Here is a 25,138-nt window from a genome sequence, read left to right as displayed (position 1 = left end):
GATTTTATTCTAGCACGTGACTATCTCGCAGCATCTTCAGAACAAGGTTTCCGCTGAAGTCCCGCAGGGCGATGCGCAGGAGGTCAGATGCTGACGGACCGAGACCTGCACGCACTTGCTTAATGCAGCGATGCCACTGTGCGAGTCCATTACCTTCTGCGATTAGCTGATTATCTTTGCCTCCGCTGCGACTCCAAAATTCTTGGTCGGTGGGGCCATGTGGGTAAAGCTCTGACAAAGACTCTTCAAACATTTTCCAGGCATCGTCTGTGGAAATTTGGCCCGGCCTGCCGGTTCGAAAACTCACCGCCCAACTATCCCAGACACCCATGACACCCACGCACTCTTTAGCGATTACTAAGAAGTCGTCGCGGAAGGAGCTATGGCTAGCCGCCCGCGATGCGGCCGACGTCCATTTCCGGGACTGAATCAGCTTTCCTATGGCAGCAGCAGGAGCTGGTGGAAATCGATAAGCGGGTGTATGCGCTAGTGAATCTAGAAGATTGGCGCATTCGTCGTCATTTACAGGGTAAAGCGTATCGATGATTTTAATGAAATTCAAATGCGCATTTTTCGCCAGAGACGCCATTAAAGGCCCTGCCTTAAGAGCGGACCTGACTTCGCTGCGTAGTGGCTCCTCGATGGCCGCTGCGCTGACTTGGCTGTCCAATACGGCTGCAAGCCAAGCCTTGGCGGTTTGCCCGACGATTTTTGCAACCAGCGAGTCGGGTATGAGCGTCCAGGCATGCTCTCTGTTTGGAACAAGCAGCAGGTCCGCGAGTTCAGCTCTAGCTAATGCCCCCCAGATTCGTTCCGACCGTTCGCCACGCTGGATAATGGTTTGAAGCCCTTGAATTCTGTTTTCTATCTCGTTCCCTACTTTCGAGCCACTCATAATTACTTTGTCCAAGATGTCAAACCACACTGACGAACTCCAAATGAAGTTACGCAGAAGTCTTGGTTCATTTTTGACGACATCCGCTGCGAGAACCGTAACCTCTTCAATATCCTCGCGGACTGCAATTTCTATGAGCTCATTGGGCGCAGCCCTTGAAAGGGCGGACTCTACAGCGGTATGCCGAGCTGTCTTGGGTGGGCAATATTTCAATACATCGAGCAGAGCCCGAGAAGCGCCGTAGCGGGTGGCTAACGCAATTCCGCATAGCTGCCACGCTCCGCGCTTCGCGCTCTCTTCAGCGACCGCGTCGATTGTGGCGGTGGATAGTCCTAAGAAAACAGTATTCGTCAATCCATCGAGATGACCTTTGGCATCAAAGAGATTTAGTACTGGTAAAAGGCTCTCTGGATGCTTGTCGATAGTCTCCCATGCCAGACAGCCGATGCCTAAGCTATCGGGTTTAATCGTGTCGGTATAGCCGGCAAGTACGTCGGTATTCCACCAAACTTGTTGCGCTGCTCCGCGGACCGCTTGGTCAAAAAGCTGGCAATCGTCATCGGTCACATTTAATTCGTCAACGCGATTACGAATCCAATCTTTCAACGTATTGCTCAGCCTATTTGCATCAAAACGCTCTAACTGTAAGTTGCGCATTGAGAGAACGTCGGTCGGCCTCCACTTGAAAGACGTCTTCACGAGCCTGTCTAACGCAGACTGGCGCACTTCGCTGGCTTGTTGCGAATCGCCCGACTTGGCAGCTAATAGACGAACCAGCCCTATCGCGTCACTGACACCGTCCGGATTTTTCCAGAGACGGAAGGCTTGCTCCAACAAAATAAGGGAGGATGCAGACCGCAAATCGAAGGCAACCGCTTCACCGAAGTCCAACAATGGTCGGCCTTCGGGCATATTTAAAAGCGCAGCAACACCGGTGCTTAGAGGGTTATCTGAAGCTGAAAGCAACTGCTTTTGGGGATATCGTGAGGCCAACTCGGTCGGAATGGCGACTGCGGCACAGGGTACCGAGTCTTCCACGGTGAAGCTCAAACTGAAAAGGATTTCGCGTCGCATCGGACGAGGAACAACCTGTAGCAAGCTGAGCATGATGTCGTCGAACCCCGACTGCCCGACATGGATGGCTGGCAGTGGCCTACCGGAGATTAGAGCACCCGCCAATTCTAGCAACAGCGGTTTCTTTATGTTCACTGGCGGCTCGTAAGCTTCGGCAGTTGCTTCAAAGGGCGTACGTTCGACAGAATCCTGGGATTCACGCAGATTGTTAGCCAACGCGGCAAAGTCCGGCACAAGCGGCAGCTCGCTTAAAGGGATAAATGCAGCGACCGAATCGACCATCCCGGCTCTTGTCGTGTCGCGGCTACTCCTGGTATAAATAAGGACGAAGTAACCCTCACTGATGGCTGTGCGAAAGTAAGGCTGCCATTGCAAACCTGTCGGAGCATTTCCAGGGAGGTCTGTGAGCCAAGCTGCTTGTCGAAAGACGGTTTGCAGACTAGGCTCCGTTGAGGACAGGAGTGAGTGTCCGCCTTTGGGGCCATACCACGCTTTATGAATACGCATTAGTCGTATACAGCTTTTGCAAGTTCGGCAATAGGCATAGTGAGGTCTGTCGTTTGTGTTCCATCAGCACAAATCGCCCACCCCATATGTTCCGCACCTTTGAAGATGAAGTCTTTGTTTGGAGATTCTTTCGTAAGAGAGACTCCCGTTGCGGAGAGGCCGAGGATTAGAATGTCGCTTTTGTCCCAATTGTTTTCCAAAAAACTTGCAAGGAGCGGTAGTTTTTCGCGCAGCACTTCTGCAGGCTTTGTTCCTTTTGGGAGTTTTAGCTCATCCCAGCACGTCAGAAGCACCGCAAGTGCTGGTTTCTCTTTGCCTGTCCGTGAACGGCGTGCGTAGAGCAGCATTTGCAGCAGTTCGACAAGACGTGCTTGCGCAGAGCGTTCAATCGGAAATCCTTCTGGACGAGAGGATTTCAGGTCTCCAAGCGGTCTCGAGAATATGTCATCTGCCAACGGCGCACTCTTGGGGCGAACCAGCAATACCCATCCATCCGCAGACTCGACGCGCTGATGCCATGAGGCTGGAACAAGCCGTTCGTCCAAGAGTGAGCTTACCTGCTCGCCTGCATAGTCTGGCCAGCTCAAATCAATCGCCACATGGGCTTCGGTTACTACAGGCAGAATGGTCTCAGTGTAGCTTCCTGCCGCTGTATGCGCTCCTGGAACTCCTCCGCTGAGTGACTGAACAACGTCATCAAACGCTGCCAAATCAAGCGCTGCACCGCGCATCCGCAACATCCCTGTTTCGGCATTCAAACGACCTATAAGTTGTGCGCCGTAGTGGCTCTTGCCAACATTGGATTCGCCAAAAACAGCAATGTTAAGAGGGTTATCAGGCATAGACTCCTCCCAGTTGACGTAACATGTCCCGTTCGGGCTGTGTGCCGGACGCGGTTGGAAAGGGCGCCTCCGGTACTGTCAGCACCCATTCTAAAAGTTCAACCAATCCCTGCCCGTTGTTGTAGGGGCCCTGTCCAGGGGCGGAATGCATGCTTACCTTGAATGTCTGATAGCTACCGAGAACCAAGTCCGCCGCTTGAATCACTGCCTTCTGCATTTCTGGTTCGACGTCTACGTCTGCCTTTGTCCATACTAAAGCGACAGGTCGACCGCACCGCTCAGCAGCTACACGCCGAAGTAGCGAAACCAAGTTAGACCTTGCCACGCCTAATTTGGGTCCGGCCAGCGCCTGGGAATCCGCCACAACAATAAGGATATCTGACGCGTTGGAAAGCCAAAGTGCGCCAGTTGCATCATCCGCATCGCGTCGCACTGCCCAACGGCTGAACCATTCGCCAGGAGTGTCAGCGAAGAGGATATCGCGTCGGACTCCATGAATGTTCAAATCCAGATGTAGGAGACCTGGATGCCGGCCCGCTCCACTAGATGTATGCGCTGGAAACGCAGGGCCGTGCGCTGAGTTCCAACGAAGGCTCCCTGCAATATTCTCCCAACCCTCCAAGGTTAGTGAGCCGGCGAACGAGATGCCATCAGGGCAGATGCCACGCCCGACTAGCAGATACCAAGCGCCAAGCAGGGAAGTTTTACCGCTGTCAGAGGCACCAAGTATACCTACAAGCCGCGTTCTGGCTCTACCTGCCAGGAACGCGGTGTCCATAGAGCCTAAAGCATTGCCGGTCCACGGCAACTTTGCACCATCCTCTACCGCACCGGATGCTTCGCGCACTTCTGCGTCACCTTTCTTCTGCCAGTGCTTGCAAAGGTGAGGCGCGGATTCTCCTTCGAGACATCCAACCTCGTTGGGAGCGATGCAGGCTAATTGAGCACAGAGCCCGTTCACGCTTCCTCCGTGGTTTCAGTAATCTCATCTGGTCTAGCCAAAGCATCCAATACTTTGACTTCCCGTAAGAGCCAGATTGACCATTCAGCGAGTGTCATGCTCATTTCCGGTGTGACGCTCATCTGGGATAGCTCTGCTCTCCCAGATAGAGATGAGTTCGCTAGCGCCTGAATAAACAGACTTCTAGTGCCCGAATCCATGCGCTGCTCTTGGAGCCATTCATTACCGAGAACTTCCGGAAACTTCATTAGAGCCTCTAGCAAGTCCTTGGTACTGATATGCTCTTCGTTTTTGCTACCTGCGACTGCGAGCACTGCTTCGGTTACTAGGGATTCGACTGCCGGCGGATAGACCTCCGGCAGCAGGTCCGCAACGTCAAATGCCGTGTGAAGTGCCACAAGCGGCAACTTCAATTGGCGATACGGGGTAGCTGCGGTCTTGGAGTACAGGGCTTGCCGCCACCATAGCAGGTTGTTTGAAATGTTCAGTTGATTGCTGCGCGCCTGTTCGGAGCGGACGAACTCGTTTAGTTTCGCTACGACTGATTCACCGAGTGCCTTAAATGCTTGAGCACTTGCCTTCAGCGCAGCGTTAGCGGCCTTGTCATGGACGTCCGCAAGAATTGGAGCCATACGGTCCGCGAAATCATACGACCAATTCTGCTGCTGATTAGACCAGTGGGGATTAGGGTTTGGAAGAGAGTTGCCGTCTCTCTGGTTTGGCCCCGCTGAAGCGGCCACCTCTTTGTACCAGGCGGTAGATTCCGTAGCTTTTAGAACAGGGATTGTCGGTGCCTTCAGGGCTGGGCTGGGTGCAGAGGGCGAATTAGTTGGCCACAGGCGCGCTACGCGTTCCGATTTGATTTTACCCGCTTGGTCCAAAATCTTCGACAAAATCTTCTCTTCCAGACCGACATTCAAGTGCGGTAACACGTTGGTGCCAATTAAGTCCACAGCAACCGCCAATGTACCTTGCTGCTCCATGGCTCCCATAACCGCTTCGAGAATAATGGCGCGGTACAGAGTTAGTGGCTCGTCTTGGAAGGCCGCGCGAAAAGTAGGCCAGTGTTTTTGCAATAGCTCACCGATATCAAGAAGGGATTGATGTGGGGCTGCAACGGGGTCCCACGCGGCGAGGAGTGATGCTACGGCGGCTTTAGGATTTCGTGCATACTGTTGAGCCAGTTCATTGGCTGCGTCAAACAATTTTTCAAGGCGAGAGTCTTCTGCTCCGATATTCAATAATCGTAGGGTCAGAAAGTCCTGCAGTACGCTTGTTTGCATTTTTCGCTCCGGGCTATTAGCTGGCAATTTCATTGGTTTAGTATCATACAGGCAACCTCCATTTCTGTACGAGTTTTCACAGCTACTACTGGCACAGCTTGGAAGAAATTAGGGGCTGAGGACCGCGGGTGGGTCTACGGCGCCACGAGAAAATCAACACTAATTGGCCGACGGGTTTTTCAAGTCTAACCGTAAAGATAGTCTAGTCCATGCCTGCCAAATGAGGCCGTGCCATGGCGGCACCGTACTTGGTGGCGGCAACTCTTCCATTAAAAGACTGGGTGCTACCCAGTACTTGACGCTCCACCAACCATTTGACGATAGTTCGTCGGACCGCATGACGCTCCGTTCCACGCGTGCGCCTTGTCCAAGAAAGTTTGAAGAAAGCGCAAGCATGACCGAACGTCTAATTGACTTCACTACTTTGCGTGCCGACCCGTTACCTTGTTCCAGAGTCCAGAGGTGTTGAGCGCGAGCAGGCGCTACGGCCCTTATTTGGGGCCGCCACCGACCATTTTGACCTCGACACGAATTCGATTTGAATGACCAAAATTCCGCCAAAACTTAAGCCTTGTTTGACGCACGGCGCCGGTTCAAGCTGAGCGACGCGGAAATTCAAATGGCTCGTGAGCTGGGATTGAACCCAAAGAAATTCGGTTCCTTGGCAACCGAGAAGCAACAACCATGGAAGCTCCCTCTTAGAGTCTTTATCGCCGAATGCTATGTCAAACGCTTTAAGCGCGAGCTACCGGAGCTCGTGCGGGCCCTCGAGCAGGTAATCGACACAGAAGATGATTTGCGACAACCATCAAATGGGCTAACGGGTACTTGGTCTTAAACCCTTTGCTAGAAGTCACAGTCGCGGCTAGGCATGCAGGGTCTTCTCGGCCACGCCGGCCTTGCAATCGAATTAACCCGTGATGCGGAACAGTTCCTTATCCTTGCCATCAAGCCAGCGCGGCGCACGCCCACGGCCAGTCCATGTCTCTCCCGTTTCCGGGTTCTTAAATTGCGCTGCGACTGTACCCTTGGCTTTTGCCGGCTTCGCACGACTTCCGGCGGCGAGGTCCTCCACGGTAATTCCATGCAAGTGCATCAGTTCCTTGATTTTCTGAATCGCGCCACTGATTTCATCTTTTCGAGCCGCCTCGGCCAGGGATTGCAATTTCGCGATTTGTTCAACATACTCTGCGTACGACGTCATACTGTCTCCAATGGGATAGGTGATTCAAACGGTTTGAATATGGGCGCAATGTAACATAGCATCGCACATTACAAGATGCAAAACCTCACCCAATGATGTTATTCCCTCTCGTTGGCTGGTGTGTGGGTAACTTGAACGCTCGGGCTGGGATTTGTCTTGCTCTACACTGCATCAAAAAGTACAGCTTGCACCCCCGCATAAAAAGCGTAGGCAGTGGTTCGCGGCCGCTTTGCAGAACTTTACGGTCTTCATGGAGATAAAGCCGCTAAACACAAAACGATACTCAGCCGCAGAGCTTGTGACGACTTTAAGGGGCCAGCTGCTGGGCCAATCCAAGTTCGTCTTTTTACCGGCACTCGTGCATGCATTTGAAATTTTTGAGGAATAGATGGCTCTTAAAACCCCTGCCAAAACCATGTTACAAGCCGCGCTTCCGGTCGCAGTTCTCGGCAAGCAAGTTGGAGCGGGAGGAAATGGTTGCGTATATTTCGCAGTGCATGCTTCGCTAGGTGATGTTGCAGTCAAATTTATGCTGAATGACGACCTTCGGCGATACAGTCGATTCAAGGACGAGGTCAAAGTAGTCACTACGACTCTACGCGAGTTTGATTGCGTGCTACCAGTATTGGAGTCCAATCTTCCTGATACGAACATTGGTTCCTACCCGTGGTACATCATGCCTCGGGCGCAAGGGCTAGCTGAGTCATTGAAATCCAAAGTTCCATTGGAGCGACTGAGTGCGCTTGTCGATTTAAGTGATGCGCTGGTAAAACTGCATTCGGTGAACGTTGCCCATAGGGATATAAAGCCGGAAAACCTCTTTTTTTTCGAAGGGCGTTTTGTCTTTGGTGACTTCGGCCTTGCGTCGTTCCCCGAGAAATCAGGGGTTACCAAACAAGGTGAGCCGATGGGGCCATTCGCATACATCTCGCCAGAAATGCTCTCGCAGCCCAATGATGCTGACCCATTTAAGTCTGACGTTTACAGCTTTGCGAAAACAGTTTGGACCGTACTTACAGGTAAAAAATTCCCGTTCAGTGGCCAATATGACCGAAATGGAGCAGAAGCATTGACCTCTATGGTTCGTGCTGGAGATATCGTTTTTGAACCTTTGGAAAAGCTCTTAGCGGCTGCCACTTCCTCTACGGTTGACTTGCGTCCCAGTGCCCTGGAATTTTCTCAAAGGATGCATGAGGTTTTGGACGTCCAAGAAGATATTCTTGAATACAATCCGTTGCAGTGGGAAGCTGCCGAAGGCGACGCACTACTCAGTCATGGAGCTGAACAAGTCGTTTGGCGGAAGGCCTCTGAAATAGCGAAGGTGCTCATAATACTGTCGAGGCGAAATGGGCTGAACCATTGTTTCTTGCCCGGAGGCGGCGGCCTTACACTTACCGGCGCCTCAACTTGCGAAGGCGGAGCCATGCTTGACTTAGACTGCGATGGGAGCCATTTTGTTGTGAACCCTTTACGCCTTACTCTTGAGCGATTTCCTGACTATCCCAAGCACGGATATGCCGTATTAGAAGTGGGCGAGGCTACTCCTCTTGGCACTAATGTGAAGTATCGCAGCGACCGCTTTGAGTACTTGCGCAAAATAGGGGATTTTGACTACGTTGTAAATGACAGTGACAATCCGGATTCAGAGATGCTCGGTGAGCATTGTGAGCGTTTTTTCGGAGCTGGAAAATTTATCATCGCACCGACCGCCGGGATTTATAACCAAGTTGATGGATACGATGGTTCCTTGTTGAAGCGGGACCGTGAGCACTTAAGAGCGCAATTCGACTTGCTGTTTTCGAAGCTTACCGGCGATAGTAAACCATCCAATTTTCATCTTAAACCATTTCCGCGTTTATTGAGTTCAGGCGATAGTGTTCGTGTTCCGTTAAAGCTTGACCATATTGGCGACGAGCTGTTGCGCAATCTTCTTCTGGCGGACGCCGCGCTTTTAGAGCGACACCGAGCGAATAATGCGGGAGGTTATCGCGTGCTAAGCGCCGCTGAAGTGATGGAACAAATGCGAGCTAAGCCAAGCATCGAGGAAATTGATGCTCGTCGTTTGGTCAAAATGCTGAACCCAGAACAGGGGGCAGAGTATATGGCACTGGTCAATGTTGGCCGTGGCTATGTCAGTCCTGATGAATTTTCGATTGAGATGCAGCGAAATTTTTCATCCCGTAATGCCCCGGAATACCTGTCTGAAAAGATGGGATATGGTTACTTGGGGAGGGCATTGTCGCGCTTTGGAGTTAAGGCTATTTTCGATTGACTACAGGGAAATTGTTGGAAGGCGATGAATGGGTTTTTGTTAGGTGACGTGGTTAATTTTATAAACAGTTTAGCTAGTTTCTGAGGGGCTTGGGAGTGTGAACTCTTTTTGGAGCAACAGTTCGCGACGTTAGGTTTGGCCGTTGTGGATGTAGTCACCTTTCAGGAAAAATAAACGTCGTGGCGAATCTGAGGCTTCTCACAAGTCTATATCGCTTAGTTTTGAACAGTTTCTTTTGAGGAGTTTTTTTGGGCATTCAACATCAGGCTGTTTCGATATACCTAAACTATTTCTCCTGTTTAGAAGATGACCTTTTGGCTCTATCCCGTTGGATTGAGTTCTGTCCTGCGAACGAGGAGGTCTTTTCGATTGAGCTTGCTCGGCTACTGATGACTGCATGTGCTGAGGTTGACGTCGTCGCCAAGGCGCTATGCGCAGAAATTGCCCCGGCTCGGCGCGCGAATACCATTGGCGCTTATCAAGAGGTCCTCTGCGCATCGCTACCCATGCTGTCCAGCGTTCAGGTTCGCATGGACCGATTTGGCATGGTGTTCAGGCCGTGGCTCAATTGGAACCAAGGTGACCGCCCGCCGCTTTGGTGGACCGCGAACAATAAGGTCAAGCATCAGCGAGCGGAACATTTTGCGAAAGCGAATCTGCGAAGCGTGCTCAATTCGGTTGCTGGGCTTCTCGTTCTTCTTCTGCTATTACAAAGTAAATCAAGCATTCACTTTCCTATGCCAAAACTGTTCATTCCTAATATTTTTGCGATACATGAGGGTGCTCAGTTGAGGATTCTTATTCCAGATGGGAACAATCTTCCGTGGGACAATCAGCCAAATTAGTTCGTGGAATACTGTTGATTGACACTCTTCAGCTAAATCGAAAATACTCTATCCTCCTTCCATCTTTAACGGTTACGTCATCCAGTTCATCTAGAAAACTACCTATGGGCAATAGTATTCTTTACTACAAACCAAAAAAAATACATCGCCAACATATCTTAAGGCCGTGCTTGATAAGAGCGGTAAGCAAACCTAGGTTTACCGCCATGGCTTAAAAAGGGTTGGTTCTAATCATGCTCAGGCGATACTTGCAAGGAAAATTGGTAAGCAATTTCAAATGATTAAAATGGGAAACAGATGAAAGATGAATTTGAGGATGTTCGGATGGAGCAGTCAAATGCAGACCATTTTAATAGGTACTTAGAGGAACGAGCTCGCACTGCTGGGCTTGTTTTTGTGAATTTTTCGCTGAACGGACAGGACCGTGATGCCGGCGCAGATTATTTATTTGCTGCGGATAGTAACTTTAGCTTAGTAGAGTATAAGGATGCTGAGGACTGTATTGCTGCGGAAGTGGAGAAGCGGAGACGACGTACTCTGTGCGAAATATTAGAAGATGAGGAAAATTCGGCGTGGAAAGCACATCATGATGCCTGTCACTACATAGCTTGGAGAGATAGCGACACCGACCTCAGATTCAATGTTTATAGGAAAGAGGTATGCAATAAAAAGATATTTCCTATGAGTGAAAAAATATTATGTAAATCACCAGATTTAGGGCTTCGAATTACTGGAACCGCATTTGCTGATGATTTCGTGGCAGGGAAGCGCTGTCTCGGTCTAGTTAATTTCCAGAAGTATTTAGAATGGCTTATGAAAGAGGGTAGTGGCAGCGAAGCCGGGACTTTGCAACTGGCCGTATCTAACCCAAATAGGCGAGTTTTTTCGACGAAAAGATTTAAGTCTGTTGCGGAGGCAAATAATTGGATTATTCAAGAAAAGGCGCTCGTAAAAGCTTCGACAGTTACGCGTAAGCCAGGGGTGTAAGGGACGTCGTGGCCGTGCCGCTGGTGCAATGGGAAAGCTAAGAATCATTCTGCTCATCCTTCCAACTGCCGCGCTAACGAGACCGATGGAGTCGGAATCCAACCCGGACTCCGCTCGCCGAAGCGCCGAGTTTATGGCCAAAATGCGATTAGGTTCCGAGCGAGCTCTAGCGCGCCGCATTGAAAGCAAGGAGTTAGTCTCGAAAGACGAGCTTATAGCGATGCTGGGAGGCAGACGGCGCTGGGCAAACGAGGCACTGAAAGCTGGGCGTCTGTTTTCCCTGACTCCCCCTCTGGACTCGCGTATTTCCGAGCGTTTTATGCTGACGACAGCTACGAGCTGCGAGCCTTAGACCGGGTGGCGAAGTTGGTGTTGCCGAGTCCTGAGTTCAGGGGACTGCGGACGGCGGAATCTGCCATCCGAGCAGTTCGGCGGTTCGGCGCATTACCCACCGGGCCTCTGACTCGGATACCCAGCCCGTTGCAATCAGCCGCGGCAAATATTGGTCGAGAATCTCAGTCTCTGACATGTGCGAGCGTTTCCCGGCCTTGGAGTCAAGGGACGTTACGGCGAGTTGCTGCGCAAGGTCTTCGCAGTTGTTCCAGCGCTCGAGTAGCTCCGGCGGCGAGCAGCCAGGGCTGTAGAAACGGCCTTGGTACCGATTCATGGAAAATTTAGGCTGGGCGCCTGAAACGGCCCCTAAGTTGCTTGGACGTGGGAAATCTATTGGCAGAGCGGCAAAGAGCGCCGCTTCCGATTCGTCTTGCGGCTTATCGCCGAGTTCAATATTCATAGTGCCTTTTGCATCGATATTAGCCGCTCGCCATCATACTCCTGCGTCGCGTTCTCGGCCTAGAACGCGGCGATGAATACGCGCCGGTATCCTCATTAACCCGACTCGGCACACCCACGACGGTGGCCACGGGATAACTCAATCTGGGGTCTGGGCCCGACGCTATCAATTTATTTGTGCAACATAGCCATCGGAATCGGTCACAAAGCATGTTTTGAAAAGAAGCCCTACTAGGGGGCGGGTCTGCGAACCGCGGCACAGAATGCTAGTTGCCGGTCGGCGGCATCTCGCTGTGGAACTTCGACCATAGAGGTGAAGTAAACGTCGAGCTTAACAACTATGCTAATATTGCCTAAAAAATATTGAAAGGGCAAAAATCTTGAGCAATCCCATCATCGTGCTGGGCGATAAGACGAGCCACGGCGGCACCGTCGTCACCTGCTCACCGTTATCGGATACTCACGGCAAAGGCTGGGCTCGTGTCGGTGACATGGTCTCTTGCCCCCGGTGCAAGGGAGTGTTTCCCATCAGCCAAGGCGACACCAGCCTCATCGATGCGGGCCAGGCCGTGGCCTACCATGGCTGTAAAACCGCCTGTGGCGCCACGTTAATCTCGAGCCAGCAGAGCACCCTTACGACACCATCGGGTGGCGCCGCGCCGGACGTCAACAGCAGTCTCGCGCCAGGGGTGCTGATGCAGGGCTTTGGTATTATCCACACTGGGTTGGCCAGCAGGTATCAAGACGAGCCCGTGGCGGATGAAAACGAACGCTTTCGCGGCCGCTTTCAGGTAGTCGACGCTACAACAGGTGACCCCGTGCGGAGCTTGGCTGTACGCGTACGGTCGACCGATGGCCAGTACATTACAGGTAGTACGGACGACGAGGGCTTCACACAGTGGGTGGAGCGGGACGGCCTTGAGTCGCTTGCATTCGATTTGATTCAGGATGGTGACGCATGACAGGGCCAAATAACACACCGCCTGCAGGGCAAGCGCCGTTGGCCGTGGGAGTCACGAGCATGGAGGGCGCCACGACCGTCGTGCCGATTAACAAGCCGCAGCTCGATTTCTCTGACAAGAAGGCCTTGTGCTCCGCCGTGTGCAAATGCCAAAGCATGCCGGCAATCGGTGCGGACGGCCGGTCGCTGAAACAAGAATGCGTCTCGGCTCGGTTGAAAGCTCTCGATGTGGCCCTTGGCCACCGAAGTCCATACAAGGCGGAGTTCACATACGATATGACGAAGCGGCCGCCAGCGCCTTTTCTGGATAAAGAAGTGGACACGAAAAGCAGAACCCTGTGGCCCGGCTGGACGAATGTCCTTTGGCCGAAAGACCCAAGCCGCCCTGTGCCTTATAAGCCCGGCAAGGGCTACACCCGCAGACCCGACGTCATTATCGTCAAGGACCCGACGAAACCTCCAACGCAGGACAACATCAAACAGGTGGTGGAAATAAAATTCCCTGGAGACCCGTTTCGTCCCGGTCAGCGAGAGGACTATATCGTCATCGCCGGAGACGAAATGAAAATGGTGCCGTTGACCCCTGATGAGTGCGACTGCGACCAGGCCGAGCCCGAGCCCTCAAAAATCCCGGTCGAGCAGCTCGCGAAGGCCGCCGCTCTTCTTAGGTTAATCTATATGGTTGTTGTTATAAAACGGCCACCGGTTGGTGGCTTGCCAGCGTATTAAGGACTGAACATGACTGAATTACCATTGGACTTGCTGAAACTTCTGCGCGAGAACCCTGATGCAATGAATGTACCTGGGGGCTTGCTCACTAAGCAGGGACCACAGGACTATGTCGGCAGCGTGCCCGCAATCGCAGGCACGCTCTTCTTCAAGGATGCACATCTCCCGGCAGTTCGCGATGCCATCAGCGCTTGTTTCGAAGAGTTCCAGGCCAAGGCTGAGCCTAAACTCACCTGGCTCTACCGGGAAGACCCGCCGGAAGGGCCGGATAAGATGGCCTACGCGGAGGCAAAACCGCTGAACAAAATGCTGGAACGTATGGACCCAGACGATGCGGTGAGTTTTCATTTCACCAGTGGCGTGCTGGCGCAGGACGCGGGTCCATGGGAGTTTCAGGTCGTCGGGCTCCCCGCCTGGCGGGCGGAAATGGGAGGTTGGGGCCTATGCGGGTTGCGGTTTAGCATGCCCATTTTGTTCGTCGAAGAAAATCCCGGGCTTTTCCAGACGCTCTTCGTGAGCTTCGCCCGGCGCCTATGTGCCGTCCACGGGTATGGCGGCCACAGTCTAATACTGTCGGCCGCTCGCTACGACGAGAACCAGGCATTCGAGGCATTCCTGTCGTCCAAGCTCCGGGGGTTTGATGCCGGCAACCTTGTTAGCGGCGCAGTCAATGCGCACCTGGGGATTAAAACAGTAGGCTGGCTCACAGCGATAAACAATGATTATGTGGAAAAAGTCGGAGATATATCGGCGATTCGTTCGGCATTACCGATGGACTGGTTTGGCCTATTCGACTATGGGACTGGGCTTGTAATCCAGGGCGGCGCCCAACCCGAAGCCGCACCTGCTGACTCGCCGATGCCCGCACGGTTGGTGCTTCCCAATATGCTCCTCAAGCCCATCAGGACACCGAAAGTCCGGATGCATTACGCATCCGCTGGGAGCGAGCCGCGGTTGATTGGCCAAGCTGCGGAGGAATGGCTGAACCGTTTCGATGTGGCGGACAATGAGCTAATGGCGTACAAGGCTAAGCTGCTAGACGAGCCGAAATTTGCCGGGATACCCGACCTACCAACTCGCCTCTGATTGCTAAAAACAGAGGGCATTCGCCCCGGCCGACATGAAAAAACTCCACGGCGCTGAGCATGTTCGAGAACGTTCAGCTTAAAAAGTTGGTGTTGCTTGAAAAGCTCCGCGATTGGGCAGTTATCCAGGAACTGAATCACTGCCTCCCCCGCCTGCGTTTCATCATGAAAGCCTGTGGAAATTTCGGTACTCCGGTCCCCGCTCCCTGAGCGAGTAGGCTCCCGCGTATCAACGGGGAACTCTTGCCTGCCCACGAAGGCGGCAGTGGCGTCCAGTGCACCTCGTGACCACTCGCACTTTTCGAGAGGAGGTTGACGCAAGATGTCCGGCAAAGTGAGCTGTGCGCATACAGGTGCAAGCTAGAGAAGACCTGCAACTAAGCAGAAACCGAGCGCCAGGCGCAGGCAAGGTCGCCGGCTAAGGCGCCTTCTTGGCGAGTGCATCCAGGAAGGGCTTGAGAATCTTGTCACGGTTCTCCTTCTCACGGAGCGAATCTGTCACTCCACGAATCCAGTCCCGACCCTCCCCGTGCTCCACAAGCGATGCCGTGATTTTCATCGTCACAAAGGCATCACTCTCCGGCACCTTTGGCAGTCCATAGGGACCGCTGTCCTGACCAACGAACGCTTTCGCGTTGAGAGTCTGTGGTCCGGCTTTCCGAACGCCCAAGTCGAACGTTCCCTGAAAGAACGTCGATAGCGTCCCGTCCGCGCCTGGGGTCGCAAGCAGGATGTCTGCGACGATTGACTTCTCTCCGTCCGGCGCTTCCTTTGCCTCAGAGCTTGAGAACTTGAGTGAGTACGGCGTCATATGCCAGTAGCCACCCGACTCTGTCGGTTCAATGGAGAACATCGCTTCCATAGACCGCTCTCGGGTCAGCACCAAGCACCGCTTCGGGTTCTTGCCAACGAGGAAGTTGGTGGTCGCTACACCGGTGGAAGAAGCGGACATGTTTGCCTTCTTCTCATCTAGCCAGTTGACGAATCTGTCATAGGTCTGGTTGATGACCGCGCTGCCGAGAACTCCCACCAATGGAGTCAGAAGTGCCTTGGGCGGACCCTCGGTACCACAAGATGATATCTTCAGGTCAATTTGAAGCGCGTGTTTTGCTGGAGGGGGGACGTATTGCCCGTTCTCATATTTGGGGGGGGCTAGGCTTCCACAGCCGGCAATGAGTCCCACCGATGCAGCGAACCCCAATGAACTACGTACATGTCGCTTCATATCTAGTCTCCTTGCTACGGTTGTGTTTGTGTTGTCTCACTTCGAAAACGGCTTTCTGCGCAGCGTGAACGATTGAGGCCCAAGCTGCTTGGCGAGTCCCTTCTGGTCAAAGGTTTGCTCAGCGACGGCATGCACTGTTTCAAAGTCGATACACCGGGCTTGCTCCATGGATGGCGCCATGATGGACTCGCCTTTAGTCAAGTGGCCGACGCCAATCCAGTGCCCCATCTCGTGAAGTATGGCTTGCAGCAGGTCAACCTCAATAGGACCACTTCCAATGCTGATGCCGCTGTTTTGAACATTGAATCGATAGTCCCGAACGTTGTATTGGGTGAGTTCGTTATCTGCACTGCATCCCACAATGTCTGCGTCGCGGCCACATGCGGTATCCCCGTTCTTGAAGTTCACACGAATGTTCGCGGACGTCGCGCCTGCCACTTTGGTTGTGCATAACGCTTCCTGTACACGCTTCAACGTCGGCGTGCCTCGTCCAGTTGCGTTGACCGAACAGAACCGACCGAAGTCCTTCTGTAAATTTTCGATTCGGCGATAAGGAAGAAACGAAGCGCCCGTGCCGATGCGGGAGCCCCCTAAGAAACTCGTCAGCGTCTGTTCTGCGTCAGCGGGCTCAAGGGGGGGGAGTGCAGGGCCCACTGAAGGACCCGCCAGACTGTAAAACAGGTCGGACACGTATATGTTGCCGTTGACCGAAACAACCACCAAATTGTCTGGTTTACAGGCGACACAGGAGTACACCCACAGGGCAGCAGCCTGCAGCACAGCCCTCTCGGCGGCAGCGCGCTCGGCAGTCCCTATCGGCACGGACCCTTCTGCAGGCACGGTCACGTTTAACCTGGTGCGTCCTGCAAATGCATTGGTTGATTGAGGGACTCCGTGAAACTGGGTCACTCTGTCGAAGCAGGTAAGGCCACGTGCGTTGTTCCAGCCGGGTTCCGCGCGAAACGGGTCTGGTGAAACCAATACCCGTTCGCGCGTGAATTCAAGGCTTGCCTTATTTTTGGTTTTCAGTTGCCTGGAGAGCGTGAGTTCTACGCGCCATATTGAATAGGCGTCCTGAATTGGTAGCTCTGCCTCGACAGATTGAAGTGTGCCAGCGTCAAGGACCGTCGGCGGACATACTTCCACGTACGGACCGTCGCCGGAATACTTCACACGCAGCCGCAGCGTCAGTTTGCTTCCTGGCTCCATGCCCAATGGTGGCGAGATAAGGAGGTATCCTCCTGCCGAGAAAAGTCTCTGCACCGGCACTGCTACAGGCAACCCGGACAGGTCGACCTTGGCGAACTTCTCAATGTAGTCCGGTCGCTTTGAAGGCGCTCCGACCATTTTGCAGGTCGATTTCCGTGCTGCCAATGGTATTTCTACGGGTTTTGGCGGAACCTCGCGCGCCGACAGTTCCACGATGGAGTTTGCACTTAGCGGCCATGCTTCGAGAATCAACGTGTACGGTAGTCGCCCTGTAGGCCCGCCCTCAGCTCTGTCAACAACTCTGACTTGGATTGACGCTAATCCATCTGGAATGTCCACCCGACGGATGAAACCGTGTGGAGTCACGGGTGTGAGGTCAGTCGCCCAACGGACAAGTTCTTTTCCATCTCTGCCCTTGACAACGACTGTCACGAGAGCGCCATCGGCAAGTTGCGTGGCTCCACGGTGCACATACAGCAACACGGCTCCTCTGGCTTTGAGCTCCACGAATTCGCCTGACGGTGGTTTGGACGCGCTAAAGAAGTGCGATACCAGTCGACTGTCAAATGGGATTGTCAGGTCGCGGAACTTGTCTGCTGCGATAGGCGTGGCAGTCTGCGCGGACGCTAGCCCCGAGAAGGCAAGTACTGCCGTGAGTGCAATAGCAACAAGGTATCGTCCGACGGTGTTCATTGGCGCCTAGATTTCGAGCAATTTGTACAGCAGGTCCGCCCAAGTCTCCTTCCGAACGAAGTCCACTGGCCTATCCGTGTTCTTCTTCAAGTAGCCCTCGTGGAAGTGGTCCTTTTGAAACACTTCTGCCGATTCTGGATAGTAGATTGCCAAACCTTCAGACCCATAAGGCGGGTCGTACTTTGGATACTGGCTCCGCAAACTCGCGTAGTTGCTGATGATTGCCTTGGCCAAGTCGGCACGGACCTTCGTTGACTTGCTTTTCAAAGCAGAATTCTCACTGTTACGCTCATATGCCTTCAGAAGTGCGGTGAGGTCCACCGATGTGCGTAGAGGTGGAACAACAGAAGCTCCATAGGCTAAGACACTCGCCCTCGCCTTCCGAAGCGCCTTCAACTCCGTATCGCCCGCGTGCCGAACGGCGTCCGAGAAGTTACTAAGACTCGCGGCGAGTTCGGCGATTGCGGAGAGCCGAACAGCCGAAAGCGTGGTGAGGTACTCATCGAGGTATTGCTGACGATAAGACTCGACGACCGCCCTCGACAGGTCCTCCGCACCCATACCCGGCTTGGCAACAAGCTTGTCCAGCCACGTCGCGTAGCGCCAACCGCTGCCGGGCTCAAGCTCCTGACTCCCAACCATTACGTTCACCGAAGGAGCCACGCCGTACGCGGTCTCGAGCATGGCCATTAGGCACGCGTCGTAGCCGAGAAGGTCCAGCTTTGACGTAGTGAACTCGGCTGCGATGACGTCCTGCACCTCACGGTTATACAGAATATGGCCTGTATCGTCGTCACTCGATACCGCTCGGTAACCTGCCACCGCAGGGGTGGTGGCAGGGACGGCATTTAGCTGTTGCGTCGTTAGCCCAAAACGCGCGGACTGCTCCTTCAACGGCCCATTGGCTGCGAGTTGGAAGCGCCAACCCTGCCCGTGATTCCAGATGACAAGCATATAGTGCTTGGCGGGATGCGTCTTTTTCGACCACTGTATGAACTGCTTCAAGGCAATTGGTGAGCCCATGTCGACGGAGTCGCCCGACTTTGCTACGTCAACTAGAGCCTGTTCCGGCCGCGGATTGCTACCCTTGTTGACGAGAAATCGGTATACCCCGGACCAGTTCCCGTCTTCGTCGGTGTACCGGTAGGACGAGGGCCTGCCCAATTGCGCGACTACGCTCACCTTGGATGTGCTTCCGACCGATGCCATGCTATGGAAGTTGGCCAGCGCGTCTTTCTCGAGATTATTCTTCGCGTTCATGTAGACCATGACGGTCCACTCTCTCTCTGCGCTATCCTGCGCTGAGACGGTCCCTCCGGCAACTCCGAACACCACACAAAAGAACGCACAAAGCGACTTGCGAACTGAATCGGAGCACATTTTTCCCTCCTGTCCTTCGGGTTGCGGACACAGTCGGTTGACCAAAGCGACAAACGCTTCAGCTCGCGCATCAGGCGCACATCCTTAATGATAATTAATATATTAAGAATATTTTAGGCAAGTCCCAGTCGCACTCTTATGGGAGTCAGCTTCCACTAGGCGTCTCCTATCCGCTACAAGACACCGTTGCTATGAACTACTCCAGACATTCGCTCTCGCTGATAGTCAATTTCCGCTTCGGGGCGCAAGCTGCCGGTCAACTAACGTGTTTCATTTTGGGACAGCCGTTTTAGAGGAAATAATCGCAGACATTTTGGATGCTGAGTACACTGGATGCGTGTTTGTTGATGCATCCTAAGTACGGGACTAATTTAGCTCCTGCTTCAATTACATTTTTTTCCAGCTCAGTCTGGCATTGCGACGTTGTAACCAACGACGGCTTTGGGGTGACAGCTGCCCGTCGCCCATTGCCAACTCAAGGTGGATTTTCTCGCCCTCTACATTAATGAAAATTCCGAGATTTGGTGTCCAGCTCCCCGAGCATGTGGCTCAGGTCTACGAGCCGTTTTGCTACTAGGTGCCGTACGTTGCGCTCGCACTGCCACACACCGTAGACGCCAAGTAGCTTGGCACCCATCAGCTCCCTACGCTGCTGCTCGACAAGGTTGGGCCAGCAAATGACGTTCACAGTACCGGACTCATCTTCAATGGTCACGAATACCACCCCCTTGGCGGTCTCCGGTCGCTGGCGAACCGTGACGATGCCGCAACCTCGGGCAAGTCTGCCATTGTCAAAGTAGTTCAATATCTCCGCGGGGAGAAACTTCATGGCCGCGAGTCGCGGGCGCAGGACTGCAAGCGGGTGGCGTCCCAGTGTCAGTCCCAGGTGCCTGTAGTCGGCGACGATATTTTCAGCTTCACTCGGTGCTTCCATCTCGACCGGCTCTTCAATGACCGTGGCGGACCGTAGGAGCCCTTTGTCAGGTACGCTGGCAACCGCCTCCCACAGTGCCTGGCGTCGATTGCCTGACAGCGATTCCAGGGCATTGGCGCTCGCCAGTGCGTTAAGGTGGCCGGCATTCAGATTCGCCCGTGATGCTAGGTCGGCCGTGGTTTCGAACTGCTGGATGGCCCGTGCCTCCTCAATGCGCCAGGCAGCCTCTTGCTCGAGGCCTTTGATGTTGTTGAGACCCAGGCGAACGGCCGGCTGCGAACCTTTTCCAACGGATTCGAGCTGTGCATCCCAGTTGCTAACGGACACATCGACAGGGCGCACCACGACGCCGTGACGGCAGGCATCCTGTACGAGGGAGGAACGCGAGTAGAACCCCATCGGCTGACTGTTCAGCAGCGCGGTGAGAAACGCGGCGGGTTCGTGGCATTTGAGCCAGCTTGAGGCATACGCCAGGAGCGCAAAAGAGGCGGCATGAGACTCGGGGAAACCGTACTCGGCGAATCCTCTGATTTGGCCGATGATTGATGTCGCGAATTCGGTGGTGTACCCACGTTCCGCCATGCCGTGCATGAGTTTCTCTTCAAACTGCTCAAGACCGCCTTTGCGCTTCCATGCCGCCATAGCTCTGCGCAAGGCGTCAGCTTCACCAGGTGAAAATCCTGCTGCAACCATGGCGATTTGCATGACCTGTTCCTGGAAAATCGGAATGCCCAAGGTGCGCTCAAGAACCGACTCGATTTCAGGACTCGGATACGACACCGGGTCGATACCCTGACGGCGGCGTAAAAATGGATGAATCATCCCGCCCTGAATTGGACCAGGACGAATAATGGCAACCTCAATGACGAGGTCGTAAAACGTCCGGGGCTGGAGCCGCGGCAGCATCGACATCTGCGCGCGCGACTCGATTTGGAATACACCTACAGTGTCGGCTTGGCAAATCATCTCATATGTCGCGGGGTCCTCAGCAGGAACGTCGCCGAGTTCGAACCGAGCTCCCCGCTGCTCAGACACGAGGTCAAGCGCGCGCCGGATGCACGACAGCATCCCAAGTGCGAGCACATCGACCTTGAGGAGACCGACGGCATCGATGTCTTCCTTGTCCCACTGGATAATGCTACGTTCCGCCATCGCAGCGTTTTCGATAGGCACCAGCCTGGACAACTTGGTGTGGGAGATGACGAACCCGCCCGGATGCTGTGAGAGGTGGCGCGGGAAACGCATTAACCTGTCGGCCAACTCCGCCCACTTCTCAGCGATGGGTGAGTTTGGGTCGAAGCCGCACGAGACTAGGCGCTCTTGAAGGTCCGATTTCCCACCCCAACCATGGGAAGCCTTCGCAACCTTGTCAACGACCGAGAGGTCAACGCCCAGGGCCTTTCCGACATCGCGTAGCACGCTGCGCGGTCGATACGAAATGACTACGGCTGTAAGGGCGGCACGCATCCGACCGTATTTCTTGTAAATGTACTGAATGACCTCTTCGCGCCGCTGGTGCTCGAAATCGATGTCGATGTCAGGCGGCTCATTTCTCTCCTTTGAGATGAACCGTTCGAACAATAGCGTGCCGCGTGATGGGTCGACTTCCGTGACGCCCAGGCAATAGCATACAGCCGAGTTTGCGGCCGAGCCACGGCCCTGGCAGAGGATATGTTGCGACCTGGCGAACCGCACGATGTCGAAGACCGTTAGAAAATACGATTCATACTGGAGTTCAGCGATGATGCCTAGTTCGCGTTCCAGTAGCGCCTGGACGTTCTCTGGGATACCTGCCGGAAAGCGCCAGTGCGCGCCAATGTATGCCTCCTTGCGAAGGTACGACGTCGCCGTTTCGCCGTCGGGAACCAATTCTTGCGGATACTCATATCGCAGCTCGTCGAGCGAAAATTGGCAAAGCTGCGCGACCCGGACCGATTCGTGGAGCGCTTCCCGAGAATAGAGGTTACCAAGGCGTACACGGGAGCGAAGATGCTGCTCAGCGTTTGGCGCCAGCCGGTATCCGCATTGCGCGACCGGAACGCCATGGCGGATGGCGGTCATCGTGTCCTGAAGCGGCTTGTAGGAACGGACGTGCATGCAGACATCACCGGTTGCGACGATGGGCATCCCGAATTCCTCGGATATACCGGACACCAGTTGCCGATGCTGTTCGTCCTGGACGCGGTGGTGCAAGGTGAGCGCGATGCGGGCGCGACCGGGAACGCACTGGATTAACCACGCGGCCTGCCGTTCGACTTCATCGTAGCTTGCGTTATATTTTGGAGCAAGAATGAACTGGCAATCTGGTAGACATCGAAGATGAACCAGGTCCCCGACCGGCATGGCAATGTCGCGGGGCAGCACCAGGTAAGTCCCTTTTTCTGAACGAGTTCGTGCGACGGTAATCAATTCGCTGAGGTTCCCGTATCCATTTTTATTCGTCGCCAGGATGATGAGAACGAAGGGCGGACTGCCATCCTCTGGTGTCACAGTCATCTGGCTGCCGATGACAAGGTGGATTCCGAACTCCTTGGCGGCGATGTGTGCCTTGACGACACCGGCCAATGTGCATTCGTCTGTAATCGCAATGGCGGCGTACCCGAGCTTTGCGGCGCGCGCGACTAGCTGCTCGGGAGCCGACGCTCCCCGCAGGAACGTGTAGTGGCTGAAAACCTGAAGCTCGGCATAGTCTGGCAGTACTGGAGCCGGCGATGGGAGGTAGGATGCGCTCATGGCTCAGGCGTACAGGCCGTGCAGATACCAGCGGGCTTCCTTCGTCCGTTCGAGATATACCCAGTAGCAGGACGCGTCGGTGCCCTGTGCAACGAAATAGTCACGTGCCGCCGTTTGGTCGTTCCACCATCCTGCCTCGAGACGCTCTGGACCTTGAATAATTTTCAACGGGCTCCCGTAGAACGGGCGCTCGCCACGCATCAGCAGTGGAATCGGTTTTGGCAGGAGCCAGAATGGGCGTCCTTCCAGGACTTCATCGCTATCCAATTTGCGATATTTTTCCGTAAGGGGTACCCATTCGTTGCAGACCTCGGGCCGGTAATCCTGCATTGCCGCCGGCGTCAGCACGTTCTCGGCACCGAGGCGTGCAGTAAGCAGCTCCAGCAGCCGATGGAAGTCCTGTGGCGACCCACCAGGCTCCGGGAACAGGGACTCGTTCAGCGGAAGCATCGGCTCGATTTTTTTTGCGTCGAGCCGCAATGCGATAACGGGCGCGATGAGCTCAACCTTGCTAAGGCGCTCCTTGAGTAATCGCACTAAGTGGGCCTCGTGCCAAGCTGGCTCCGCAAGCGCGATTTCGATTTCAGTCGGAGGCATCGCCGCACGTCCGCGCTCATGCTCCAAAACAATGGTGAAAACACGAACCGCCTGTTGGAGCGACGTCAGCCAACCCACGAGTTGGAGGATAAGTCGCGTCGCGCCATGCAACAGTGCATCAGCATGTTCGATACGGTCGAAGGTCTCAACCCGTTCGGAGAACGTCAACGGGACCTTAATCCACTCGAACATCTCCGGCGCCCGGCCATACGCTCGGTCGAGGTCCGCAAGCAGGTCCTTGCTAGTGCGTCGAAGTAGGCCTGTGCGTGGCAGACGTTGCAATGCGCCGAGATTCTTGGCTCCAATGCCGGCCAGCCATTCGTCGTATGCCGCGGCGGCGGGTAGCAATCCGCACGGCAGTCTGTCGAGCAAGCGTTCCAGCGATTTCATAGTCAGCGCGCGCCGGCGGAACACGGTACTTTTGCGGCGAAAACTCCGCGCAAGCAGCCACGCCCCTTGCGCGGTAGGCGCTGCGCCAAGGCGCGCGGTGAAACCCAGCGCAGCAATACTGCGAGCTATGGCCCCGCAGATGGCATGCGGCCCTTTGAATAAACGCAGGCTGGCGCTCACATCCATCAGGATAGAGAAGTCATCTTGAAGCGTTACCTCTGGGGTGTACTGCAACAGAGCCATAGAGATGGCGTCCAGCGCCAAGGCCTCCTTCTCAAGACTGCGCTCAAGTATCACCGTACCAGGTGCGATGGCCGACACGCCCCCAATGCGCATCCCCAAACGCACGCCGCTGTGCGCGGCACCGGGCGATATTGCCGCGACCTGCTCCTGATGCATTACTGCATACGGACCTGGCTCAGACCAGGATGGCCGCAGCGTTTCTAATGGCAGTAGTGGAAGGTACACGCTTAACAGTAATTTCATGGTCTATATCCAGATGCTGACGACCAGCGGGCATGTCCGCAAGCGGTATAAAAAAGGGGTTGTCACAATGAGGCCCCCGACGTTTGATAATGTCGACCGACACACCGCCTAGAGCCGGCCGAAGCCCGATTCGAAGCGGTGATGGCGACGAGTCGACACTGCTGGAAAGCGGCCGTATCAGCCATAGCCATGTATCTGTGCTTTGGGCTGCCAGGTTCAACCGCCTCAGGGATTCTGAGAGGACGTTCGACTGCCAAAGCACGACGGCCCCGCACGAGCCGTTTTTCAAGATTTGTTCCGCAGACCAAAGCGCATCGGCCGAACTGCTCGGCCGAAGCCAAAGCAGATTGCGGTCAACAAGCCCCCAGGATTTGCATGTCATGGCATGCGGTAGATATGGCGGCTGAATCAATGCGATGCGTTGCGTAGTTGCCAACTTGGCGAGAGCAGGTTTGAGCAACTGCATCTCGCCGATACCCGCCTGTTGAAGTAGTACCTCCACCAAAGCGGACCTGGGCCATCCACCGTTTGGCAGTTCCGCGTCCAAAGCCGCATGGCCGGTCGTGCAGGTCGTCGACCTGGACAACGCAAGTTCGCTCGCACGCCAAACATCCTGCAGGGGCAGTTGCAGAAGCGCGCGAGTTGACTCGCTTTGGATGAGGGGTGGGCACAGCATTGAATTTGGTCACGTGGTTAGGGTTGGCAAAGGTTTTGCAAAAATACTGTACGCGCATACAGTATAATTCATGGGATGAAAAAAAACACTCTTGATTTGAGTGCATAAAAAACAACATTATCTAGGTGGAATTGTCTTGTGGTGATGAAGCGCCATTTTCCAGTACGGACTGGCTCATTGGAATCGGCAGGTTTGTTGAGTTTGGAGTGGCCGAAGCTACGTGGTCTACAACTATAGAAATTCGAATTAACAGTACAATATAGTGATTTAAGGCAACTATTTTCCCGTTATGATTGATGTGTTGCATCCCGTCGAAGATAGGATACCCTACGACAATTCCGCTCCAAAAAGGTAAAGCGGGTTGGTATTAGTACTGAG

General features: G+C 54.2%; 18 protein-coding genes. 6 read left to right on the top strand and 12 right to left on the bottom strand.

Going from position 1 to position 25,138, the window contains the following annotated elements:
* Positions 1–4: 4 nt before the first annotated feature.
* From IGS60_RS17545 to IGS60_RS17530, 5 genes are all read right to left on the bottom strand, one after another.
* Positions 5–2,476, bottom strand: a complete 2,472-nt coding sequence (locus tag IGS60_RS17545) for an effector-associated domain EAD1-containing protein (protein WP_230505674.1) — start codon at positions 2,474–2,476, stop codon at positions 5–7.
* The gene (locus IGS60_RS17540; protein ID WP_151096106.1) at positions 2,476–3,318 is read right to left on the bottom strand and encodes a hypothetical protein; all 843 of its coding nucleotides are present in this window, start codon (positions 3,316–3,318) and stop codon (positions 2,476–2,478) included. Before IGS60_RS17540 ends, IGS60_RS17545 begins: the two co-directional genes overlap by 1 nt.
* Positions 3,311–4,096, bottom strand: a complete 786-nt coding sequence (locus IGS60_RS28500; RefSeq protein ID WP_225317469.1) for a hypothetical protein — start codon at positions 4,094–4,096, stop codon at positions 3,311–3,313. Before IGS60_RS28500 ends, IGS60_RS17540 begins: the two co-directional genes overlap by 8 nt.
* A 179-nt stretch (positions 4,097–4,275) precedes the next feature.
* Positions 4,276–5,562, bottom strand: a complete 1,287-nt coding sequence (locus tag IGS60_RS17535) for a GTPase-associated system all-helical protein GASH (RefSeq protein WP_230505673.1) — start codon at positions 5,560–5,562, stop codon at positions 4,276–4,278.
* 910 nt (positions 5,563–6,472) lie between these two features.
* Positions 6,473–6,766 carry an H-NS family nucleoid-associated regulatory protein gene (locus IGS60_RS17530; protein WP_151096097.1) on the bottom strand — a complete coding sequence of 98 codons (294 nt, stop codon included), beginning with the start codon at positions 6,764–6,766 and terminating at the stop codon, positions 6,473–6,475.
* 388 nt (positions 6,767–7,154) lie between these two features.
* On the opposite strand from IGS60_RS17530, the gene IGS60_RS17525 reads away from it, so the two are divergent.
* The 3 genes from IGS60_RS17525 (at position 7,155) to IGS60_RS17515 (ending at position 10,870) form a co-directional block, all read left to right on the top strand.
* Complete coding sequence (locus IGS60_RS17525; protein ID WP_230505672.1) at positions 7,155–9,038, top strand: protein kinase; 1,884 nt, start codon at positions 7,155–7,157, stop codon at positions 9,036–9,038.
* A gap of 248 nt (positions 9,039–9,286) precedes the next feature.
* A complete protein-coding gene (locus tag IGS60_RS17520; protein WP_230505671.1) occupies positions 9,287–9,883 on the top strand; it encodes a hypothetical protein in 597 nt (198 codons plus the stop codon).
* 297 nt (positions 9,884–10,180) lie between these two features.
* Positions 10,181–10,870, top strand: coding sequence for a hypothetical protein (locus IGS60_RS17515; protein WP_230505670.1), 690 nt, complete (start codon positions 10,181–10,183; stop codon positions 10,868–10,870).
* Between the two features lie 388 nt (positions 10,871–11,258).
* Here the strand turns inward: IGS60_RS17515 and IGS60_RS17510 are convergent, their stop codons facing one another.
* The gene (locus tag IGS60_RS17510; protein ID WP_230505669.1) at positions 11,259–11,663 is read right to left on the bottom strand and encodes a hypothetical protein; all 405 of its coding nucleotides are present in this window, start codon (positions 11,661–11,663) and stop codon (positions 11,259–11,261) included.
* 379 nt (positions 11,664–12,042) lie between these two features.
* Between IGS60_RS17510 and IGS60_RS17505 the strand changes: the two genes are divergently transcribed.
* The 3 genes from IGS60_RS17505 to IGS60_RS17495 are packed head-to-tail and all read left to right on the top strand — an operon-like array spanning position 12,043 to position 14,438.
* Positions 12,043–12,624, top strand: coding sequence for a PAAR domain-containing protein (locus IGS60_RS17505; protein WP_230505668.1), 582 nt, complete (start codon positions 12,043–12,045; stop codon positions 12,622–12,624).
* 59 nt (positions 12,625–12,683) lie between these two features.
* A complete protein-coding gene (locus IGS60_RS17500) occupies positions 12,684–13,352 on the top strand; it encodes a VRR-NUC domain-containing protein (protein ID WP_230505667.1) in 669 nt (222 codons plus the stop codon).
* A gap of 9 nt (positions 13,353–13,361) precedes the next feature.
* On the top strand, positions 13,362–14,438 hold the full coding sequence (locus IGS60_RS17495) for a type VI immunity family protein (protein ID WP_230505666.1): 1,077 nt from the start codon (positions 13,362–13,364) through the stop codon (positions 14,436–14,438).
* A 417-nt stretch (positions 14,439–14,855) separates the two neighbouring features.
* On the opposite strand, the gene IGS60_RS17490 is transcribed toward IGS60_RS17495, so the two are convergent.
* The 6 genes from IGS60_RS17490 to imuA form a co-directional block, all read right to left on the bottom strand.
* A complete protein-coding gene (locus IGS60_RS17490; protein ID WP_230505665.1) occupies positions 14,856–15,662 on the bottom strand; it encodes a hypothetical protein in 807 nt (268 codons plus the stop codon).
* Between the two features lie 36 nt (positions 15,663–15,698).
* Complete coding sequence (locus IGS60_RS17485; protein WP_230505664.1) at positions 15,699–17,564, bottom strand: matrixin family metalloprotease; 1,866 nt, start codon at positions 17,562–17,564, stop codon at positions 15,699–15,701.
* 6 nt (positions 17,565–17,570) lie between these two features.
* The gene (locus tag IGS60_RS17480) at positions 17,571–18,833 is read right to left on the bottom strand and encodes a clostripain-related cysteine peptidase (protein WP_230505663.1); all 1,263 of its coding nucleotides are present in this window, start codon (positions 18,831–18,833) and stop codon (positions 17,571–17,573) included.
* Positions 18,834–19,446: 613 nt separating this feature from the next.
* Complete coding sequence (locus tag IGS60_RS17475) at positions 19,447–22,611, bottom strand: error-prone DNA polymerase (protein ID WP_230505662.1); 3,165 nt, start codon at positions 22,609–22,611, stop codon at positions 19,447–19,449.
* 3 nt (positions 22,612–22,614) lie between these two features.
* Positions 22,615–24,084: a DNA polymerase Y family protein gene (locus tag IGS60_RS17470; protein ID WP_230505661.1), complete on the bottom strand. Its 1,470-nt coding sequence runs from the start codon at positions 24,082–24,084 to the stop codon at positions 22,615–22,617.
* Positions 24,017–24,760: a translesion DNA synthesis-associated protein ImuA gene (gene imuA / locus IGS60_RS17465; protein ID WP_230505660.1), complete on the bottom strand. Its 744-nt coding sequence runs from the start codon at positions 24,758–24,760 to the stop codon at positions 24,017–24,019. The genes IGS60_RS17470 and imuA overlap by 68 nt, the downstream gene beginning before the upstream one ends.
* Between the last annotated feature and the right edge of the window lie 378 nt (positions 24,761–25,138).

This window comes from Janthinobacterium sp. FW305-128 (genome assembly GCF_020858135.1).
GTDB lineage: Bacteria > Pseudomonadota > Gammaproteobacteria > Burkholderiales > Burkholderiaceae_D > Janthinobacterium.
The sequence above is the reverse complement of the archived record's forward strand: the minus strand, read 5'-3'. Positions and strand labels throughout refer to the sequence as shown.